This is a genomic window from Nonomuraea sp. NPDC049625, from assembly GCF_040675285.1.
GTDB lineage: Bacteria > Actinomycetota > Actinomycetes > Streptosporangiales > Streptosporangiaceae > Nonomuraea > Nonomuraea angiospora_A.
Genome location: NZ_JBFAOQ010000002.1, coordinates 929,857 through 946,094 on the forward strand (window position 1 = coordinate 929,857; position 16,238 = coordinate 946,094).

Annotated in this window: 11 protein-coding genes and 1 pseudogene; 4 read left to right on the forward strand and 8 right to left on the reverse strand. The window is 70.5% G+C overall.

Annotation, left to right across the window (positions count from 1 at the left end; genetic code table 11):
• Window positions 1–5: 5 nt before the first annotated feature.
• Genes AB0J87_RS11720 through AB0J87_RS11740 form a run of 5 tightly spaced genes read right to left on the reverse strand, consistent with a single transcriptional unit; the run spans window position 6 to window position 5,756 of the window.
• Window positions 6–1,535 carry a sugar ABC transporter ATP-binding protein gene (locus tag AB0J87_RS11720; RefSeq protein WP_363964414.1) on the reverse strand — a complete coding sequence of 510 codons (1,530 nt, stop codon included), beginning with the start codon at window positions 1,533–1,535 and terminating at the stop codon, window positions 6–8.
• Window positions 1,532–2,530 carry an ABC transporter permease gene (locus tag AB0J87_RS11725; protein ID WP_363964416.1) on the reverse strand — a complete coding sequence of 333 codons (999 nt, stop codon included), beginning with the start codon at window positions 2,528–2,530 and terminating at the stop codon, window positions 1,532–1,534. Before AB0J87_RS11725 ends, AB0J87_RS11720 begins: the two co-directional genes overlap by 4 nt.
• Complete coding sequence (locus AB0J87_RS11730) at window positions 2,527–3,588, reverse strand: ABC transporter permease (protein WP_363964418.1); 1,062 nt, start codon at window positions 3,586–3,588, stop codon at window positions 2,527–2,529. Before AB0J87_RS11730 ends, AB0J87_RS11725 begins: the two co-directional genes overlap by 4 nt.
• Complete coding sequence (locus AB0J87_RS11735; protein WP_363964420.1) at window positions 3,585–4,670, reverse strand: mandelate racemase/muconate lactonizing enzyme family protein; 1,086 nt, start codon at window positions 4,668–4,670, stop codon at window positions 3,585–3,587. The genes AB0J87_RS11730 and AB0J87_RS11735 overlap by 4 nt, the downstream gene beginning before the upstream one ends.
• Before the next feature lie 27 nt (window positions 4,671–4,697).
• Window positions 4,698–5,756, reverse strand: coding sequence for a sugar ABC transporter substrate-binding protein (locus tag AB0J87_RS11740; RefSeq protein WP_363964422.1), 1,059 nt, complete (start codon window positions 5,754–5,756; stop codon window positions 4,698–4,700).
• 123 nt (window positions 5,757–5,879) lie between these two features.
• Between AB0J87_RS11740 and AB0J87_RS11745 the strand changes: the two genes are divergently transcribed.
• Window positions 5,880–6,554 carry a GntR family transcriptional regulator gene (locus AB0J87_RS11745; RefSeq protein WP_363964424.1) on the forward strand — a complete coding sequence of 225 codons (675 nt, stop codon included), beginning with the start codon at window positions 5,880–5,882 and terminating at the stop codon, window positions 6,552–6,554.
• A gap of 49 nt (window positions 6,555–6,603) precedes the next feature.
• On the opposite strand, the gene AB0J87_RS11750 is transcribed toward AB0J87_RS11745, so the two are convergent.
• The 3 genes and pseudogenes from AB0J87_RS11750 to AB0J87_RS11760 form a co-directional block, all read right to left on the reverse strand.
• Window positions 6,604–7,506 carry a glycoside hydrolase family 99 protein gene (locus AB0J87_RS11750; RefSeq protein WP_363965060.1) on the reverse strand — a complete coding sequence of 301 codons (903 nt, stop codon included), beginning with the start codon at window positions 7,504–7,506 and terminating at the stop codon, window positions 6,604–6,606.
• 41 nt (window positions 7,507–7,547) lie between these two features.
• A pseudogene (locus AB0J87_RS11755) lies at window positions 7,548–9,200 on the reverse strand (carbohydrate-binding protein); the annotation flags it as partial.
• A 6-nt stretch (window positions 9,201–9,206) separates the two neighbouring features.
• Entirely contained in the window at window positions 9,207–11,987 is a 2,781-nt protein-coding gene (locus AB0J87_RS11760; RefSeq protein WP_363964426.1) for a carbohydrate-binding protein, read from the reverse strand.
• A gap of 504 nt (window positions 11,988–12,491) precedes the next feature.
• Here AB0J87_RS11760 and AB0J87_RS11765 point away from each other — a divergent pair.
• From AB0J87_RS11765 to AB0J87_RS11775, 3 genes are all read left to right on the forward strand, one after another.
• Window positions 12,492–13,343, forward strand: a complete 852-nt coding sequence (locus AB0J87_RS11765; RefSeq protein ID WP_363964428.1) for an NAD(P)-dependent oxidoreductase — start codon at window positions 12,492–12,494, stop codon at window positions 13,341–13,343.
• Between the two features lie 104 nt (window positions 13,344–13,447).
• A complete protein-coding gene (locus AB0J87_RS11770; protein WP_363964430.1) occupies window positions 13,448–15,112 on the forward strand; it encodes a substrate-binding domain-containing protein in 1,665 nt (554 codons plus the stop codon).
• Window positions 15,113–15,210: 98 nt separating this feature from the next.
• Window positions 15,211–16,236, forward strand: a complete 1,026-nt coding sequence (locus tag AB0J87_RS11775; protein ID WP_363964432.1) for a glycoside hydrolase family 99 protein — start codon at window positions 15,211–15,213, stop codon at window positions 16,234–16,236.
• Window positions 16,237–16,238: the final 2 nt, after the last annotated feature.

Genomic DNA, 16,238 nt, shown 5'->3' on the forward strand with positions numbered 1-16,238 from the left:
TCGTCCTACAAGGCTTGAGGCACCTGCCCCTCGGGTACCCGTTCGGCGTGGATCAACCGGATGATCGCCTGGCTCATCCGGGCGTAGTCGTGGTCGTTGACCAGCTCGCCGCTGAGGCTGAAGTCGTTCATCACCGCGATCCGGTCGGCGAGAGTGACGATCTCCGGCAGGTCCGAGGAGATCAGCAGCAGCGCCAGCCCCGCTCCGGCCAGCTCGGCGATCAGCTCGTGGAACGCCGCCTTGGTACGTACGTCGATGCCGACCGTCGGCTCGTCCACGATGAGAATCTCGCATTCGGCGGCGAGCCACTTCGCGAGGCTCACCTTCTGCTGGTTGCCGCCGGAGAGCTGGCCCGCGAGCTGGGACGGCGACGAGATCCGGATGCCCAGCCGGTCGACGTACCGGGTCACCAGGCGACGTTCCGCCCGATCGGTCACCAGCCCGGCCCTGGCCAGGCGCCGCCAGACTGTGACGCCGACGTTGCGGGTGATCGGCTGGTCGAGGAAGAGGCCCTCCTCCTTACGGTTCTCGGTCACGTAGCCGATGCGGTGGCCGCGGAGCGCCTCGCCCACATCGCGGATGCGCACCGGACGGCCCCGCACCTCCACGGTTCCCGACGTGATCCGGTCGAGCCCGAGTAGCGCCTTGGCCAGTTCGCTGCGGCCGGCCCCGACCAGGCCGTACAGTCCGAGGATCTCTCCCGGGCGCACCGACAGGGAGACGTCGCGGTGGCCCCGCGCGGTGCACACCTTGTCCAGCCGCAGGGCCGGCGGCGTCACCGGGTCGACGTGCCGCTCGGCGAGGCGGACCGAGGAGTACGCCCGCCCGACCATGAGGTCGACGATCTGGTCCTGCGTGTAGCCGGCGAGCGGCTCGGCCTCGGCCACGCTGCGCCCGTCGCGCAGCACGGTGACCGTGTCCGCGACCGCGAACACCTCCTCCAGCTTGTGGCTCACCAGCACGACGGCGTGTCCGCTGTCGCGCAGCTTGCGTACGATCCCGTAGAGCCGGTCGGCCTCGTCCCCGGTGAGCGACGCGGTCGGCTCGTCGAGCAGGAGCACCTTGCTGTCGACGCTCAGCGCCTTGGCGATCTCGACCAGCTGCGCCTGCGCCACGGAAAGCCGGGAGACCGGGGTGCCCGGGTCGAGGTCCAGGTCGAGCAGGTCGAGGCAGCGGCGGGCCTCGGCACGCATCCGCGCCCGGTCGACGAGACCGAAGCGCCGCGGCAGGTGGTGGAGCAGGATGTTCTCGGCGATGGAGAACTCGGGGATCAGGTTGCGCTCCTGGTGCACCACGCCGATGCCGGCCCGCTGGGCGTCGAGTGGCCCGTTCAGGTGCAGCTCGGCGTCGCCGAGCGCGACCCGCCCGCCGTCCGGCCTGTGCACACCGGTGAGGATCTTGATGAGTGTGCTCTTGCCGGCGCCGTTCTCGCCCAGCAGGGCGTGCACGCTGCCCGCGGCGAGCCGCAGGGTGGCCCTGTCCAGCGCGCGGACTCCCGGGAACGTCTTCACCAGGTTCTCGGCGGTGAGCATCATGACGACCCCTTCGACAGCTTCTGGCGTACGGCGCCGAGCAGCACCGCACCGAGGACGACCGCGCCGACGATCAGGTCGATCCAGCGCGGGTTGATGCCGAACTGCGCCTGCATGACGTCCACCAGCCGCACCAGGAACGCCGCGAGGCAGGTGCCGGCGACGCTGACCACCCCGCCGGCGAGCGCCACCCCGCCGATGATCGGCGCGGCGAAGCTCTGCAGCAGCAGATCGTCGCCGATGCTGGAGTTGACGGAGCCGGAGGCGGCGACCGTGATGACGGCGGCGACGCCGGCGAGCAGGCCGCTGAGCCCGTGCGCGATGACGATCGACCGATCGTTGGAGATGCCGGAGAGCCGCGCGGCGAACGGGCTGCCGCCGGTCGCCAGCAACTGCCGGCCCACGACCGCGCGGCCGAAGAACAGGGCCACCAGGGCGGCCACCACCAGGGCGAGGACGAGGACGACCGGTAGCCCGAGCATCGAGGCGGTGCCGAGGCCGCGCAGCCATGGCGAGTACCCCTGGAAGGTGTCGGGGCCGTTGACCCCGTACCGCAGCCCCTCGATGATCGTCATGGTGGCGAGGGTCACGATGAACCCGTTGATCCGGGTGAACACGACGAGCAGCCCGTTGACCAGGCCGGCGGCGAGACCGACCCCGAGCGCGCCCAGCACGGCCAGCGGGGCGGGCAGCCCGGCTTCGAGCATGAGCCACGCCGCGACCATGGCGCACAGGCCCGTGAGGGTGCCGACCGACAGGTTCATCTGGCCGATGGCCAGCACGACCATCTGGGAGAGCCCGATCACGATCGGGACGGCGAGAAAGCGGAAGAACGCGTCCAGCGTGCCGCGCGAGAGCAGGTTGCCGTCCGTGGCGACGGCGAGCGCGACGAAACCGGCGGCCGCGAGCACCGCGAGGGTGAACTCCGGCCGGGCGGTGACATCCTTGAGCCGCCCGCCGAGTCCGGCGCGGACGGCGGTCGTGGTGCCGGTGCTCATGCCCGTGCCCTCCTTCGTTCCGCGGCGACGTGGCGCACCCGATCGAGCGACAGCGCGCCGAGCAGCACCAGGCCGATGTAGAGATTGAGCTGGTCGAGCTGGAACTGCAGCAGGTTCAGGCCCTTGTAGATGACCTGGGTGAGCGTCGCGCCCAGCACCGTGCCGAGCACGCTGACGGCGCCGCCGGCCAGCAGCGTGCCGCCGAGTACCGGGCCGAGGAAGGAAGGCAGCAGGAACGCGTCGCCGATGCGCGCCGAGAACGCGCCGTTGTTCGCGGCGAGCAGGAAGCCGGCCAGCCCGGCCAGCAGCCCGCTGAGCGCGTGGGCCTGCACCACCCGGCTCCGGACGGGGATGCCGGACAGCTCGGCCGCCTTCTCGTTGGCGCCGGTCATCAGGATCTCCCGGCCCAGCCTGCCGAAGCGGAACAGCAGGCCCACCGCCAGCACCGCGACGAGGGCGAGTGGCGCGACGAGTGGGATGTACGGGCCGCACAGGTCGCCCATGCAGTAGTCGGCGAACGTGTCGTTGCGCAGCGCGTCCATGCCGGCGGGCCGGCTGCTGAAGGCGACGCCGTCGGTGAACCTGGTGTAGAGGATGGTGATGAGCCCCACCAGGGCGAAGTCCATCGCCAGCGTGACCACGAACGAGTTGACGCCGGTACGCGAGATGATCAGCCCGGCCAGCGCGCCGAGCAACGTGCCCACGATCAGCCCGATCGCCAGGCCGACGAGCAGCGACACGCCGAGCCGGTCGTAGGCGAGGCCCATGGCGAACGCGCTCATCGCCGCCATCCGGCCGACGGCCATGTTCATGTGCCCCAGCGACAGGACCGCCAGCTGGGAGAGGCCGACCACCGCGTACACGCTGATGTCCGACTGCAGCGGCACGAGCGTGAGCGTGGTGTCCATGAACGCCGGCCGCAGCACGGTGAAGATCGCGACCAGGGCGATCAGCAGGATGAGCAGCCCGAGGCGCGGGTTCGCCCAGAGTGGCATCCTCGAGGGCTCGCGCGGACCCGCCGCGGGGATCTCCGGCGGCGTCGCGGTCCGCGTGCTCACGCGACTCTCCGGTCGTCGATCGCGTCGCGGTCCCACTCGATGCCGAGCCCGGGGGAGGCCGGCGCCAGAGCGTGCCCGTCGGCGATCCCGATCTCCTGCCGGGTGATCGCCCTGAGCTGGGGGATGTGCTCCAGGTAGCGGCTGTTCGGGACCGCACAGCAGAGGCTCACGTGCAGCTCCATGAGGAAGTGCGGACAAACCGGCACGTTGTACGCCTCGGCCAGGTGCGCGACCTTGAGCCAGGGCGTGATGCCGCCGATGCGTGCCACGTCCACCTGCACGATGCCGGCCGCCTGCCGGTGCAGGTACTCGCGGAACTGCGCCACGGAGTAGAGCGACTCGCCCACCGCGACGGGGATCGAGGAGGCCGCGGCCAGTGCCTGGTGTCCGGCGACGTCATCGCCCGGCAGCGGTTCCTCGAACCAGTAGGGGTCGGACGGTTCGAGGAGCCGGGCCCGCCTGACGGCCTCCGCGGGGGTGAGCGACTGGTTGGCGTCGAGCATGAGGTCGAAGTCGGGCCCGACCGCCGCTCGGACGGCGGCCAGCCGTTCCGCGTCCTCGACGGGGGAGCGGCCGATCTTGAGCTTCACGCCGGGCCAGCCCGCGGACCGGCTGGCCTTGGCGCCGGCGATGAGCTCCTCGGTGGTGAGGTGCAGCCAGCCGCCCTCGGTGTCGTACAGCGGGATGCGGTCCTTCGCGCCACCCGCGAGGACCCACAGCGGCTGGCCGGCGTCGCGGCACCGCCAGTCCCACAGGGCCGTGTCGACGGCGGCGAGGGCCAGGGAGGTGATCGCGCCGACCGTGGTCGCCCGGGTCGCGACGAACAGGTCGTGCCACACGGCCTCCACCCGGCGGGCGTCCGCGCCCGCCAGCCTGGGCAGCAGGTAGTCGCGCAGCAGGGCGAGCACGGAGGTGCCACCGGTGCCGATCGTGTACGTGTAACCGGTGCCGGTGCCGCCGTCGTCGGTCCGGATCTCGACGAAGACGGTCTCCTGCTTGATGAACGACTGGACGGCGTCCGTGCGGACGGTCTCGACCTCCAGGTCGACAAGATATGCCTCGGCGTGAGTGATCGCGGGCAAGGGAGGCTCCTCCTGGGGCTCGTGGGATTACTTGCAGGACAGGTACCGGCTGTCGAACGCCTTCTTCAGCTCGTCCGTCTTCGCCTGGCGGTCCGTGTCGTAGGTGTCGATGTCGTCCTTGGTCACGACGAAGGAACCGGAGTCGACGATCACTCCCGGTTGCGCCATCGTGCAGCCGCCCGCGAGCTTCATCAGCGCGTACGAGCCGACGGACGCCTGGCCGACCGGGTTCTGCAGCACGGTCGCGGCGACCGAGCCGTCCCTGAGACCGGCGAGGATGGTCTTGTCGTCGTCGATCGCGACGACCTTGATCGGCAGCTTGGACCGCTCGACGCCCTCCGCGGAGGCCACCGCGGGGTTGTAGGCGGTGTTGACGATGCCCTGGATCTGGTCACCCTTGGCGGCGAGGAGGTCGGCGACGGCCTTCTGGGCCGTCTGCAGGTCCTTGTCCACGTCGGTCACGGTCTGCAGGAGCTTCACCTTCCCGCCGGTCTCATCGACCGCCTTCTGCACCCCCGCGATGCGGCGCTGGGTGTTGGAATCCACCTTGTTGCCGGTCAGGTGCACGAGGTCGCCCTGACCGCCCATGGCCTCGATCGCGGCCTGCGCCGCCTTGTAGGCGGCCAGCTGCACGTCGGTGGACAGGCAGAAGTCCGCCTTGTCGACCTCGCCGGCCGGGCAGGACGCCAGCGAGGCGACCGGGAAGCCCTGCCGCTTGAGGTCCTCGAAGGTGGCGTTGATGTTCTCCGGGGAAACGCCGAAGACGCCGAAGGCGTTGTAGCCCTGCGCGGCGAGGGACTTCAGCACGTCGTTCTGCTTGGTCTGGTCCCAGTCGGAGGTCTCGTTGAAGGTGACGTCGCCGACGCCGAGATCGCTCTTCGCCTTGGTGGCGGCGTCCTTCCACGGCTGGAAGTAGGGATGTGCCCCGCCGGGGACCAGGGCGATCTTGACCTGGTCGGGCGTCCGGGTGGACGCGCCGGCCGGCGTCGTGTCGTCGCTCTTCCTCGTGCAACCGGCGGTGGCGGTGGCGGCGAGCACGAGGGCGGCAGCCAGCCCGCCGAGCCGGATCAGTGATCGTTGATTCATGACTACGCCTCTCGGGATCATAGATCCTATAGGATGTTTCATGGAGGTATAGTTCCTGTTCCGTCGGGACGTCAAGACTTGACCTTCCGGCGACACGTCGACTCCGTGGGAGGATTGGGCCCGATGGCATCCACCGAACCGATCCGGCTCAGGCGGTCGACGCTCGGCGACGACGTCTACGACGTGCTCAGGGCGCGCATTCTCGAGCACAGCATGCAGCCCGACGACCGCGTCAACATCGACGCGCTGGCCCGCGAGCTCGAGGTGTCCCAGACGCCGATTCGCGAGGCCCTGGCTCGACTGGAGTCCGACGGGCTGGTCCGCAAGCGCCCCCTCGTGGGCTACACGGTCACCCCGCTGCTCACGCGCGCCGAGTTCAACCACCTGTTCGAGATGCGGCTGCTGCTGGAGTGCGCCACCGCGCGGTGGGCCGCCGAGCGGGCCACCTCAGCGCAACGCGAGTCGATCATCGCGGAGGCGGCCACCTCGATCGCGCAGGAGCCGGACGACCCCGAGGGCTGGCGCTGGCACGCGGCCTTCACCGCCCACGACGCCCGCTTCCACGATCTCATCGCCGAGGCGTCGGGCAACCCCCTGCTCCGCGACGGCCTCGAGCGCCTGCACGTCCACCTTCACCTGCACCGGAGATACTTCCCCTACGCCCACGCCGGCACGACGATCGAGGAGCATCAACGCATCGCCGCGGCCATCGGGGCCGGGGACCCGGACGCGGCCGAGGCGGCGACGCGAGGACACCTGAGCGCGGCGCGTGAGCGACAGCTGACGGCATTCGACTGACGCCCGCCCGCCGACCGGCCCGTGCCGGGCGGCGGGCGGGGTCCGGTCGTCAGCCGGCGTTCGCGAACCGGTTGACCCAGTAGGCCGTGCGGTCCAGATAGGCGGTCTGAGCCGAGGCGCCGGTGCGCCCGTAGGCGCCCTCGAAGCTCTGGTACCCCGTCCGCACGACCGCCGGCTCGATCACGCTGCCCTCGTGCCACTCGTTGAAGGACGTGATCGACACCCAGGTGGGGTTGGTCTGGAGGGCGTTGGACCACTCCTTGTCGTAGGTGGCTCCGTTGTCCCTGGAGAGGGTGGGCGTGGTGTTGCCGGGCACCGCGCGGTCGTCGATGTAGCCAGGGCCCACCGACGGGGCCCACACCAGGCCGCGCTGGCGTGCGTAGTCCGCGGCCTGCTGCCAGCCGGGCGCCGTGGCGCCGGCGATCGCGTCGTAGGTGTACATGCCGTTGAAGTTCGCGATCTTCGTGGTGTCGGTGGTCTGGGCGAGGATGACGTTGCTCTGGTTGACCTGGCTCAGGGCCGACCAGTCGGTGATGCGCAGGCTCTCGAAGACGTAGAAGGCGTTGCGGAAGGCCGGATGCGAGCCGTAGGTCTGGTTGATGTAGCGGATGTCCTCCACGGTGGAGGCGGCGGTGCGGCCGGAGTAGGGCTCCAGGTGCCAGGCCACCTTGAGCCCTTCCTTCGCCGCGGCGTCCATGACGCCTCTGGCGAGGTTGTCCTCATAGCTGCCGCGGCCCCACCAGCTGAGCACCAGCACACCGACGCCGGCCTGTTTGATCCACTTCATGTGCTGGGGCACCGCGCCGGCGAAGTCGCCGGAGTCGTAGGCGCTCAAAGCGGGGTACAGGTCCGCGCCGACGTCGTCGGGCGGGGTGTGCCCGCCCTGCGGCCAGTGCCGCCAGCTGCCGCTGACCTGCGGCGAGCCGTACCAGGGGTAGTAGAAGATGTGCACCTTGTCCGACAGCGCCGTGCCGCCGTTCGTCGAGCTCGTCAGGGTGAAGGTGTCGACGTCGAAGAGGAAGCCGCTGCCGCCGGTGAAGGCCAGGAAGAGCGGTCCGGTGGCGGTGCCGGTCAGGGTGGTGGAGACGTTCTGGAAGGTCTCCCAGCCTCCGGTGTTCGGTACGGTGACCGAGCCGAGCAGGGTGCCGGTGGCCGATCCCGAGCGGATCTGGATGGTGCCGCCTGCCCCGGCGGAGGAGACGCGGGCGGAGAAGGTCTTGGCGCCGGTGGTGGTGACGCCGGAGTAGCCTGCCCAGTCGCCGTTCTCGATGTAGCCGAGTGTCTGGCCGCCGCTGGCCGGGGTGTGGTTCGCGATCTGCACCCCGGAGCCGGAGGTGTACGCCTCGCCCTCGACCGTGACGCTGCTCCCGCCCAGCTCCTTGATCCGGATGTTGCGGAAGGCCACCTGGTCCGAGGCGCTGTGGTTCTGGATGCCGACGTACCCCTGGAGCAGCGAGCGCCGCGGGTCGGTGTTGGTGAAGTCGTTGATCTTCACGCCGTTCAGGAGGACCTGCAGCCGCTCGCCCTCCACCAGCAGCTCGTAGGTGTTCCACTCGCCGGGCGGGTTCAGCGCGGCGTCGCGGGCGGCCTGGTCGGCGGCCTTGAAGCCGTAGATCGCCCCGGTCGTGCGGTCCGGGGTGTCGGTGGCTCGATCTGCACCTCGTAGCCGTTGTCGATGGCCGACTGCGGATCGGACGAGGCGGGGAAACCGACGAAGATCCCGGAGTTGCCGTCGCCGGTCAGCTTCCAGTCCAGCTTCAGCGAGTACGAGCCGAACTCCTTGGCGCTGTGCCACAGCAGCCCCATCCCGCCCTGCGAGGTCAGGGTGGCGTCGGCGTTGGCGAAGCTGCCCGGGCCGGCCTGGGACCAGCCGCTGGTGGAGCCGTCGTACAGCGTGGTGTAGCCGGTCTCCGGCCGGCAGTCGGCCTTGGCGACCCCGGCCGCGTACCGGATGCCGCCGAGGAGCACGTTACGGAAGGCGGGATCGGCGTACGACTCCATGGTGTGGCCGAGCCCGGTGTAGAAGGCGCGCCCCTGGCCCTGCGGGTGGCACCACGTGATGGGGTGGTCGCCCATGTCGCCGCCGCTGTAGGTGCTCTCGTTGAGGTTCTGCAGCACGCGTACGGAGGAGCGCGGGTTGGTGCGGTAGTTGTACCACTCGTCGGTACGCGTCCAGGTGGGACCGAGGTGGGCGGTCGCCGGGTGCGCGCGGTTCTCGGTGCGTACGGTGGCCTGCTGGATCGCGGGGTGGCTCTTGAAGTAGGCGCCGGCCAGCTTCTCGTAGTACGGCCAGTCGTACTCGGTGTCGGCGGCGGCGTGCACGCCCACGTATCCGCCGCCGGAGTCGACGTAGGACTGGAAGGCGGCCTGCTGGGTGTCGTTGAGCACGTCGCCGGTGGTGTTGAGGAAGACGACGGCCTTGTAACCCGCGAGGTTGGCGCCGGTGAAGGCTCCGCCGTCCTCGGTGGCTGTCACGGTGAAGTTGTTGCCGCCGCCGAGATCGCGGATGGCCTGGATGCCCGCCGGGATCGCGTCATGGCGGAAGCCGGCGGTCTTGGAGAAGACCAGCACCTGGTAGGCCGGGTCCGAGGGGGCGGCGGTTAGGCTCGCCGCGACGAGTACGAGGCCGAGGAGTTTGTGAATCATCGCCGCCTACCTGGTGATCGTGAAGGTGTCGATGTCGAAGAGGAAGCCGCTGCCGCCGGTGAAGGCCAGGAAGAGCGGTCCGGTGGCGGTGCCGGTCAGGGTGGTGGAGACGTTCTGGAAGGTCTCCCAGCCTCCGGTGGTGGGTACGGTGACCGAGCCGAGCAGGGTGCCGGTGGCCGATCCCGAGCGGATCTGGATGGTGCCGCCTGACCCGGCGGAGGAGACGCGGGCGGAGAAGGTCTTGGCGCCGGTGGTGGTGACGCCGGAGTAGCCTGCCCAGTCGCCGTTCTCGATGTAGCCGAGGGTCTGGCCGCCGCTGGCCGGCGTGTGGCTGGCGATCTGCACCCCGGAGCCGGAGGTGTACGACTCGCCCTCGACCGTGGTGCCGGGCGGCGCTCCGGTGGTGAAGGTGAAGGCGTCCACATCGAACAGGTTGCCCTGCCCCGACACGCCCTTGAAGACCAGGAACAGCTTTGTCGTGCCGCTGGGGGCGTTGCTCAGAGCGGCGGAGACGTCGGTGAAGGAGTCCCAGCCTCCGGTGTTGGACACGGTGAGGGTGCCCAGCAGCGTCCCGGTCGAGGAGCCCGCCCGCACCTCGACCGTGCCGCCGGGGCCGCCGGAGGAGACCCGGGCGGTCACCCTGGTGGCCCCGGCCAGCAGGTAGGGCTCGAAGGAGATCCAGTCGCCGTTGTCGGTGAAGCCGACGGTCGCGCCGCCCTCGGCCCCGCCGTGGTTGGCGACCTGGATGCCCTGCTGGGCGCCGAAGTGCTCGGCCTGCCGGTGCACCGGCTGCAGCGTGCGGAGGCCGTGGCCGGTCAGCCCGCCCTTGTCGGTGTACTCGGCGTCGAAGACGCCGTAGAGGTTGGCCGCCGCGTCGTGCTCGCCGTCCGCCGGGATGGTGATCGATCCCTCGCAGCCGTTCCTGGAGGTGATCGCATGGGTGTGGCTGTCGTGGCCCACCAGGTACGTCACCTTGACGCCGGCGCAGTCCACGGTGCCGTCCTCGGGGTCGGTGACGGTGACCTTGAAGGTCACGGCCTGGCCGTAGGAGAAGAGCTGGCCGTCGACCGGGGTGGTCAACGTCACGGTGGGCGCGGTGTTGCCGACCGTGATCACCAGGCTGGCGGTCCCGCTCAGGCCCTGCGGGTCACGTACGGTCAGGGTCGGCCGGAAGGTGCCGTTGGCGCTGTAGGCGTGGGTCGGATTGGCCTGCGTGGAGGTGGCGCCGTCGCCGAAGTTCCACGAATAGGTGAGCGCGCCGCCCTCGGGGTCGGAACTGCCGGCCGAGGAGAAGGCCACGGTCAGCGGCGCCTGCCCGGAGGTCTTGTCGGCCGCGGCCTTGGCGACGGGGTTGCGGTTGGCGCCGGCGAGGTACTCGATCCGGTACAGCGCCTGGTTGCCGCCGCCGGTGCCGTAGTCCAGCACGTACAGGGCGCCGTCCGGGCCGAACTCCGAGTCGATGATCTGCGTGCCGTCCCAGGGGAAGTCCTCGATCACGCCGGGTGTGCCGTCGCTCTTGACCTCGATCGCCTTGATCCACTGGCGGCCGAACTCCATGGCGAAGTAGCGGCCGTCGAGGGACTGCGGGAACTTGACCGTCGAGGTCGAGCTCGCGTCGTAGCGGTAGACGTCGCCGCCCATGGGCGACTCGGAGCCGCCGCCGAACTCGGGCGGCGCGCCGGCGTCGCCGTACTTGATCCAGCTCGGACTGGCCGCCGGCAGCGTGGCGAGCCCGGTGTTGCGGAAGGAGTTGTTCGCGGGCCCGCCCGCGCAGTTGTACCTGGCGCCGGCCGGGCCGCTGGGGAAGGTGTACTCGTTGTAGGTCTCGGCGGTGGTGTTCGTCCCGGTGCAGTACGGCCAGCCGTAATTGCCCGGGGCGGTGATGCGGTCGAACTCCACCTGGCCGCCGGGGCCCCGGTTGGAGTCGGCGGCGCCCGCGTCCGGGCCGTAGTCGCCCAGGTAGACCGTGCCCGTCGGCTTGTCCACCGACATGCGGAAGGGGTTGCGGAACCCCATGGCGTAGATCTCGGGCCGGGTCCTGGCGGTGCCGGGCGGGAAGAGGTTGCCCGCCGGGATGGTGTAGGTCCCGTCCGGCTGCGGCTTGATGCGCAGCAGCTTGCCGCGCAGGTCGTTGGTGTTGCCCGAGGAGCGCTGCGCGTCGAACTGCGGGTTGCGGTCGGTGCGCTCGTCGAGCGGGGAGTAGCCGCTGGACTCGAAGGGGTTGGTGTCGTCGCCGGTGGTGAGGTAGAGGTTGCCGGCGCCGTCGAAGTCGATGTCGCCGCCGACGTGGCAGCACTGGCCTCGGTCGTTGGGCACCTCGAGCACGACCTTCTCGCCGGCCAGGTCGAGGGTGTTGTCGGCCTTGAGGGTGAAGCGCGACAGGTTGAGGTGGCCCTTCCAGGGCGCGAAGTCGGCCTCGGTGCCGGTCACGGGGGCGTCCCCGGCGGGAGTGCTCAGCTTGGGGGAGTAGTACAGGTAGACGAGGCGGTTGGTGGCGAAGCCGGGATCGACGGCGATGCCCTGTAACCCCTCCTCGTCGTGGGTGTAGACATCGAGCTTGCCCGCCACCTTGGTGGCGCCGGAGGCATCGGTGTGGCGGACCGTGCCGTCGCGGGCGGTGTGCAGGACCGACCTGTCGGGCAGGACCGCGAGCGACATGGCCTCGCCTAGCTCGGCCGGCCCGAGGGCCAGCTGGACCTGCTGATAGTCGCCGGGAGGGATGTCCATCGCCGCCGCGCTGGTGAGCACCAGCGACGCCGCGACGAGCAGCCTCGACCACGCAGACATGGGCTTCCTTTCCTGACCGGGGGGACGTCAGGCAAGGCGCGCGCCGACCGCGCTTTGCTGGTAGGGCTGGGGGTGCTGCCCCAGGTTGCGCTTGACGTTTTGGCAGTGAGATTTTCCGACAAATGGGCTTAATAGAGATGCTTACCTCGCCGTAATGTGCCTGTCAAGGAGCTGTCATTTCCGTCGATGAATGGTTGATGGCGATGAAGATCCGTAAAAAATCAACAGTTATCCGCAATTTTGAGCCTGGAGCGCTCCACCGTCTTGCGCCGGTCGGCTCCGTGGCATTAAATCGTCCCCACGTCCGCCTGGCCGCCGAACGGAGAGTTGCGGCGGGCTCCCTACCGCCGACTTCGGAGTCGCCGCACTGGGTGCTGTCCTCGGGCCAGGCGGGCGGAATCCGCTTCCTTGACGCGAAACTTACAGTCGCTATACCCACCTTGACGCTCCTGGCCTCGTCCGTCATGCTGCGTCTCACAAATCGGTTTGCACGTTGGGGAGTACATGACCGACTTTCCACGGCGGGTGCTGGTGACGGGGGCGGCAGGACACGTCGGCCGGGCCGCCCTCGATCTCCTCGCGCGCCATCAGGTGGCGGTGACGGGCCTGGACCTGCGCGGTCCCGGCGGCCTGCCGCTCGATCGCATGGTGGTGGGCAGCGCGGGCGATCCGGAGATCGTGCGGAAGGCGCTGGACGACGTGGACGCCGTGATCCACCTCGCCGCGCTCCCCGCGCCCGTGCTGGGCACGCCGGAGGAGGTGTTCTGCGGTAACACCAGGGCCACGTTCGTGGTGCTGGAGGAGGCCGGTCGGGCGGGCGTGCGGCGTGCCGCCATCGCCAGCAGCATGTCGGCCCTGGGGCTGGCCTGGGCGGACCGAGTGCTGCACCCGGCCTACGTGCCCGTCGACGAGGACATCCCGTTGCAGGTCGAGGACCCGTACGGGCTGTCCAAGCAGACGGACGAGCTCACGGCGGCCATGATGAGCCGCCGGCATGGGATGACGACCGTCGCGCTGCGCTTCCCCCGGCTGGGCGGGCCGGAGGACAAGCTCCGGCGCACGGCGGAGGAGTGGGCCGCCGACCGGGCCGCCGGAGCCAGGGAGTTGTGGTGCTACCTGGACGTCCGGGACGCCGCGCGGGCGGCCTGGCTGGCGGTCACGCGCCCGATCGAGGGCCACCACGTGCTCGCCGTCGCCGCGCCCGACACGCTGATGTCCGAGCCGACCGAGGAACTGCTGGCCGCGTTCCACCCCGGCAGCGAGCGGCGGGCGCCGCTGCCCGGCCGCGCCGTTCCGGTCGACCTGCGCGCCGCCGAGCGGGTGCTGGGCTTCACCGCGAGGCACGTGCTGCCGTGACGAGCTCGATGGAGGAGACCCGGGCCGGCCCGACGGAGGGCTGGATGCGCTCTGGCGTTAAAAGTTCAGCGGCTGAAAGGATTATGCCGATGTAATATCACCGCATGCTGATCCAGCAGCCGCAGGGCCGCCGTGAGCGGAAGAAGGCCGAGACCCGGCGCGCCATGGCGGAGGCGGCGCTGCGCCTGTTCGCCCTGCGGGGGTTCGACGCGGTCACGGTCAACGAGGTCGCGGAGGCGGCCGACGTGTCGGCCAAGACCGTGTTCAACCACTTCCCCACCAAGGAGCAGCTGTTCTTCGAGCACGAGCCGCTGCTGGCCGGCGACCCCGCCGAGGTCGTGCGGCAGCGCCCGCCCGGCGGGCAGGTGCTGGTCGCGCTGAGCCGGCTGCTGCGTGCCGAGCCGGCCGGTGACCTGGCGCTGTTCGGCCGGATCCACCGCGACAGCGAGACGCTGCGCGCCTACGGCCGGGAGCTGTTCGCGGCGCGCGAGCGCGCGCTGGCCGAGGCCCTGGTGGAGGAGGCGGGCGGCGACCTCAGGCCGCGGATCCTGGCCGTCGCCGCGCTCGGGCCCCTGCGGCAGGTGTGGGAGTCGATCCTGCTGGAGGCGGCCGAACGGGTGCCACCCGCCGAGGCCGTCGCGCGAGGCGTGCGCATGCTGGAGGAGACGTACGCGGTCCTGGGCGGCGCGTTCGAGAGCCTCCTGCACCATCGGGCGCCGGCGGCACACCACGCTCCGCCGGTCCCCGAGGAGCACTCGCGCGCGCTCCGAGGCGAGCGGCCGAGCATCCGGCGGGTCGCCGAGCTGGCGGGGGTGAGCGCGACGACCGTGTCCCACACGCTCAACCGCCGCCGCCCGGTGGCGGAGGAGACGCGGCAGCGCGTGCTGCAAGCCATCGAGGAGCTCGGTTACCGGCCCAACGTCCTGGCCCGAGGACTGCGCACCAGCCGCAGCCAGACCATCGGGCTGATCATTCCCGACATCACCAACCCCTTCTACCCGGCGCTGGCCCGCGGCCTTCAGGACGTGCTCGGCCCGGAGGGCTACGACCAGATCATCAGCAACACCGACGGCGTCCGGCGCACCGAGCAGGCCGCGATCGAGCACATGATCGCCCGCCAGGTCGACGGGCTGGCCTTCGCCGTGTTCCACACCCACGCCGAGGACCTGCTGCCGGTCATCGAGGCCGGCATCCCGGTGGTCCGGCTGGGCGGCAGGCTCGTCCAGCACGGAGTGGACCTGGTGCACAGCGACGACGAGGGGGGCGGGGCCGAGGCCACCCGCTACCTGCTCGGCTGTGGCTACCGCAGGATCGTCTTCGTGTGCGGCCCGGCCGCCGAAGGCCCGGCGGCCGAGCGCGTGGCCGGTTACCGCGCGGCCCTCGCCGAGGCCGGCGCGCCGGCCGACCAGGCCCTCGTGGCCCACACCCACTTCAGCCGCGCGGGCGGCGCCGAGGGTGTGGCGCGGCTGCTGGAGCTGGCCGAGCCGCCTGACGCCCTCCTGTGCGCGAACGACGTCATGGCGATCGGGGCCCTGGACGAGGCGGCTCGACGGGGCCTGCGCGTCCCCGAAGACCTGGCCGTGATGGGCTTCGACGACATCGACGCCGCCGGCATGGTCTCACCCGGCCTGACCACCATGGCCAACCCGGCCCGCGAGATAGGCCAGGCCACGGCCGTGCGGCTGCTGGAACGGCTGCGCGAGGCCATCGACGAGCCGTCCACCGAGCTGGTCGTGCCCGCGCGCCTCGTACGGCGTCAATCCGCCTGAGGGCGAACTCTTGACACCGCAATCGTTACGTGTAGATTTCGAGAGATCTTAACGATTTGCGCGCGCCTGGAGCATCCTTCTCCCCCCGAAAGGACGCCGTGATCGCAAAACGTCGGAATCTCGCCCTTGTCCTCATCCTGGCGGCCCTGGCCTGGTCGCCGCAGGTGGCGCCGGCCGCCGCAGCGAACCTGTCGAGCAACGTGCACCTGTTCTACTACCCCTGGTACGGCACGCCCGCTGGAAGCGGCGAGTGGCGTCACTGGCAGCAGGGCGGCCACACCCCGCCGGAGGATGTCGGCGCCGACCTCTACCCCGCCCTGGGCGCCTATGACTCCGGCGACTCCCGGGTCCTGGCCCAGCACATGAAGTGGATCGCGCGGACCGGCGCCGGAGTGATCGTCTACAGCTGGTGGGGCCAGGGCAGTTACGAGGACGGCCTGGCCCGCCGCGTCATGGACGCCGCGGCCAGGCGGGGCGTCAAGGTCGCCTGGCACCTGGAGCCGTACGAGGGCCGCACAGCCGCCTCCACCGTCGAGGACATCCGCTACCTGCACCGGCAGTACGGCTCGCACCCGGCCTTCGACAACGTCTTCTACGTGTTCTGGAGCCTTCAGGTCGCCGACTGGTCCGCGCTGGACGAGGTCGACCAGGACGACATCATCCTCGCTCAGACCACCGACACCACCAAGATCGCGCACTTCGACGGCATGTACACCTACGACGGCATCGCGGGGGCCACCGCACCCGGCTGGAAGCAGGCCGGCGAGTACGCCAAGGCGCACGGGCTGATCTGGGCGCCCTCGGTGGCCCCCGGCTACATCGACGACCGCGCCGTACCCGGCAACACCACGCCGACGGTCGCCCGCGACAACGGCGCCGCTTATGACCGGCAGTGGACCAACGCCCTGGACCCGGCCATCGGTGGCTCGCCGACCTGGGTGTCGGTCACCTCCTTCAACGAGTGGCACGAGGGCTCGGTCATCGAGCCCGCCGACCGCACCCCGCCGCCCGGTCACGGCTACCAGACCTTCCAGGGCGCCTACGGCAAGCAGGGCAGGGCCGCCGAGACGGCCTACCTGGACCGCACGCGGTACTGGGTCGAGAAGTTCGAGAGCGTGCGCTAGCC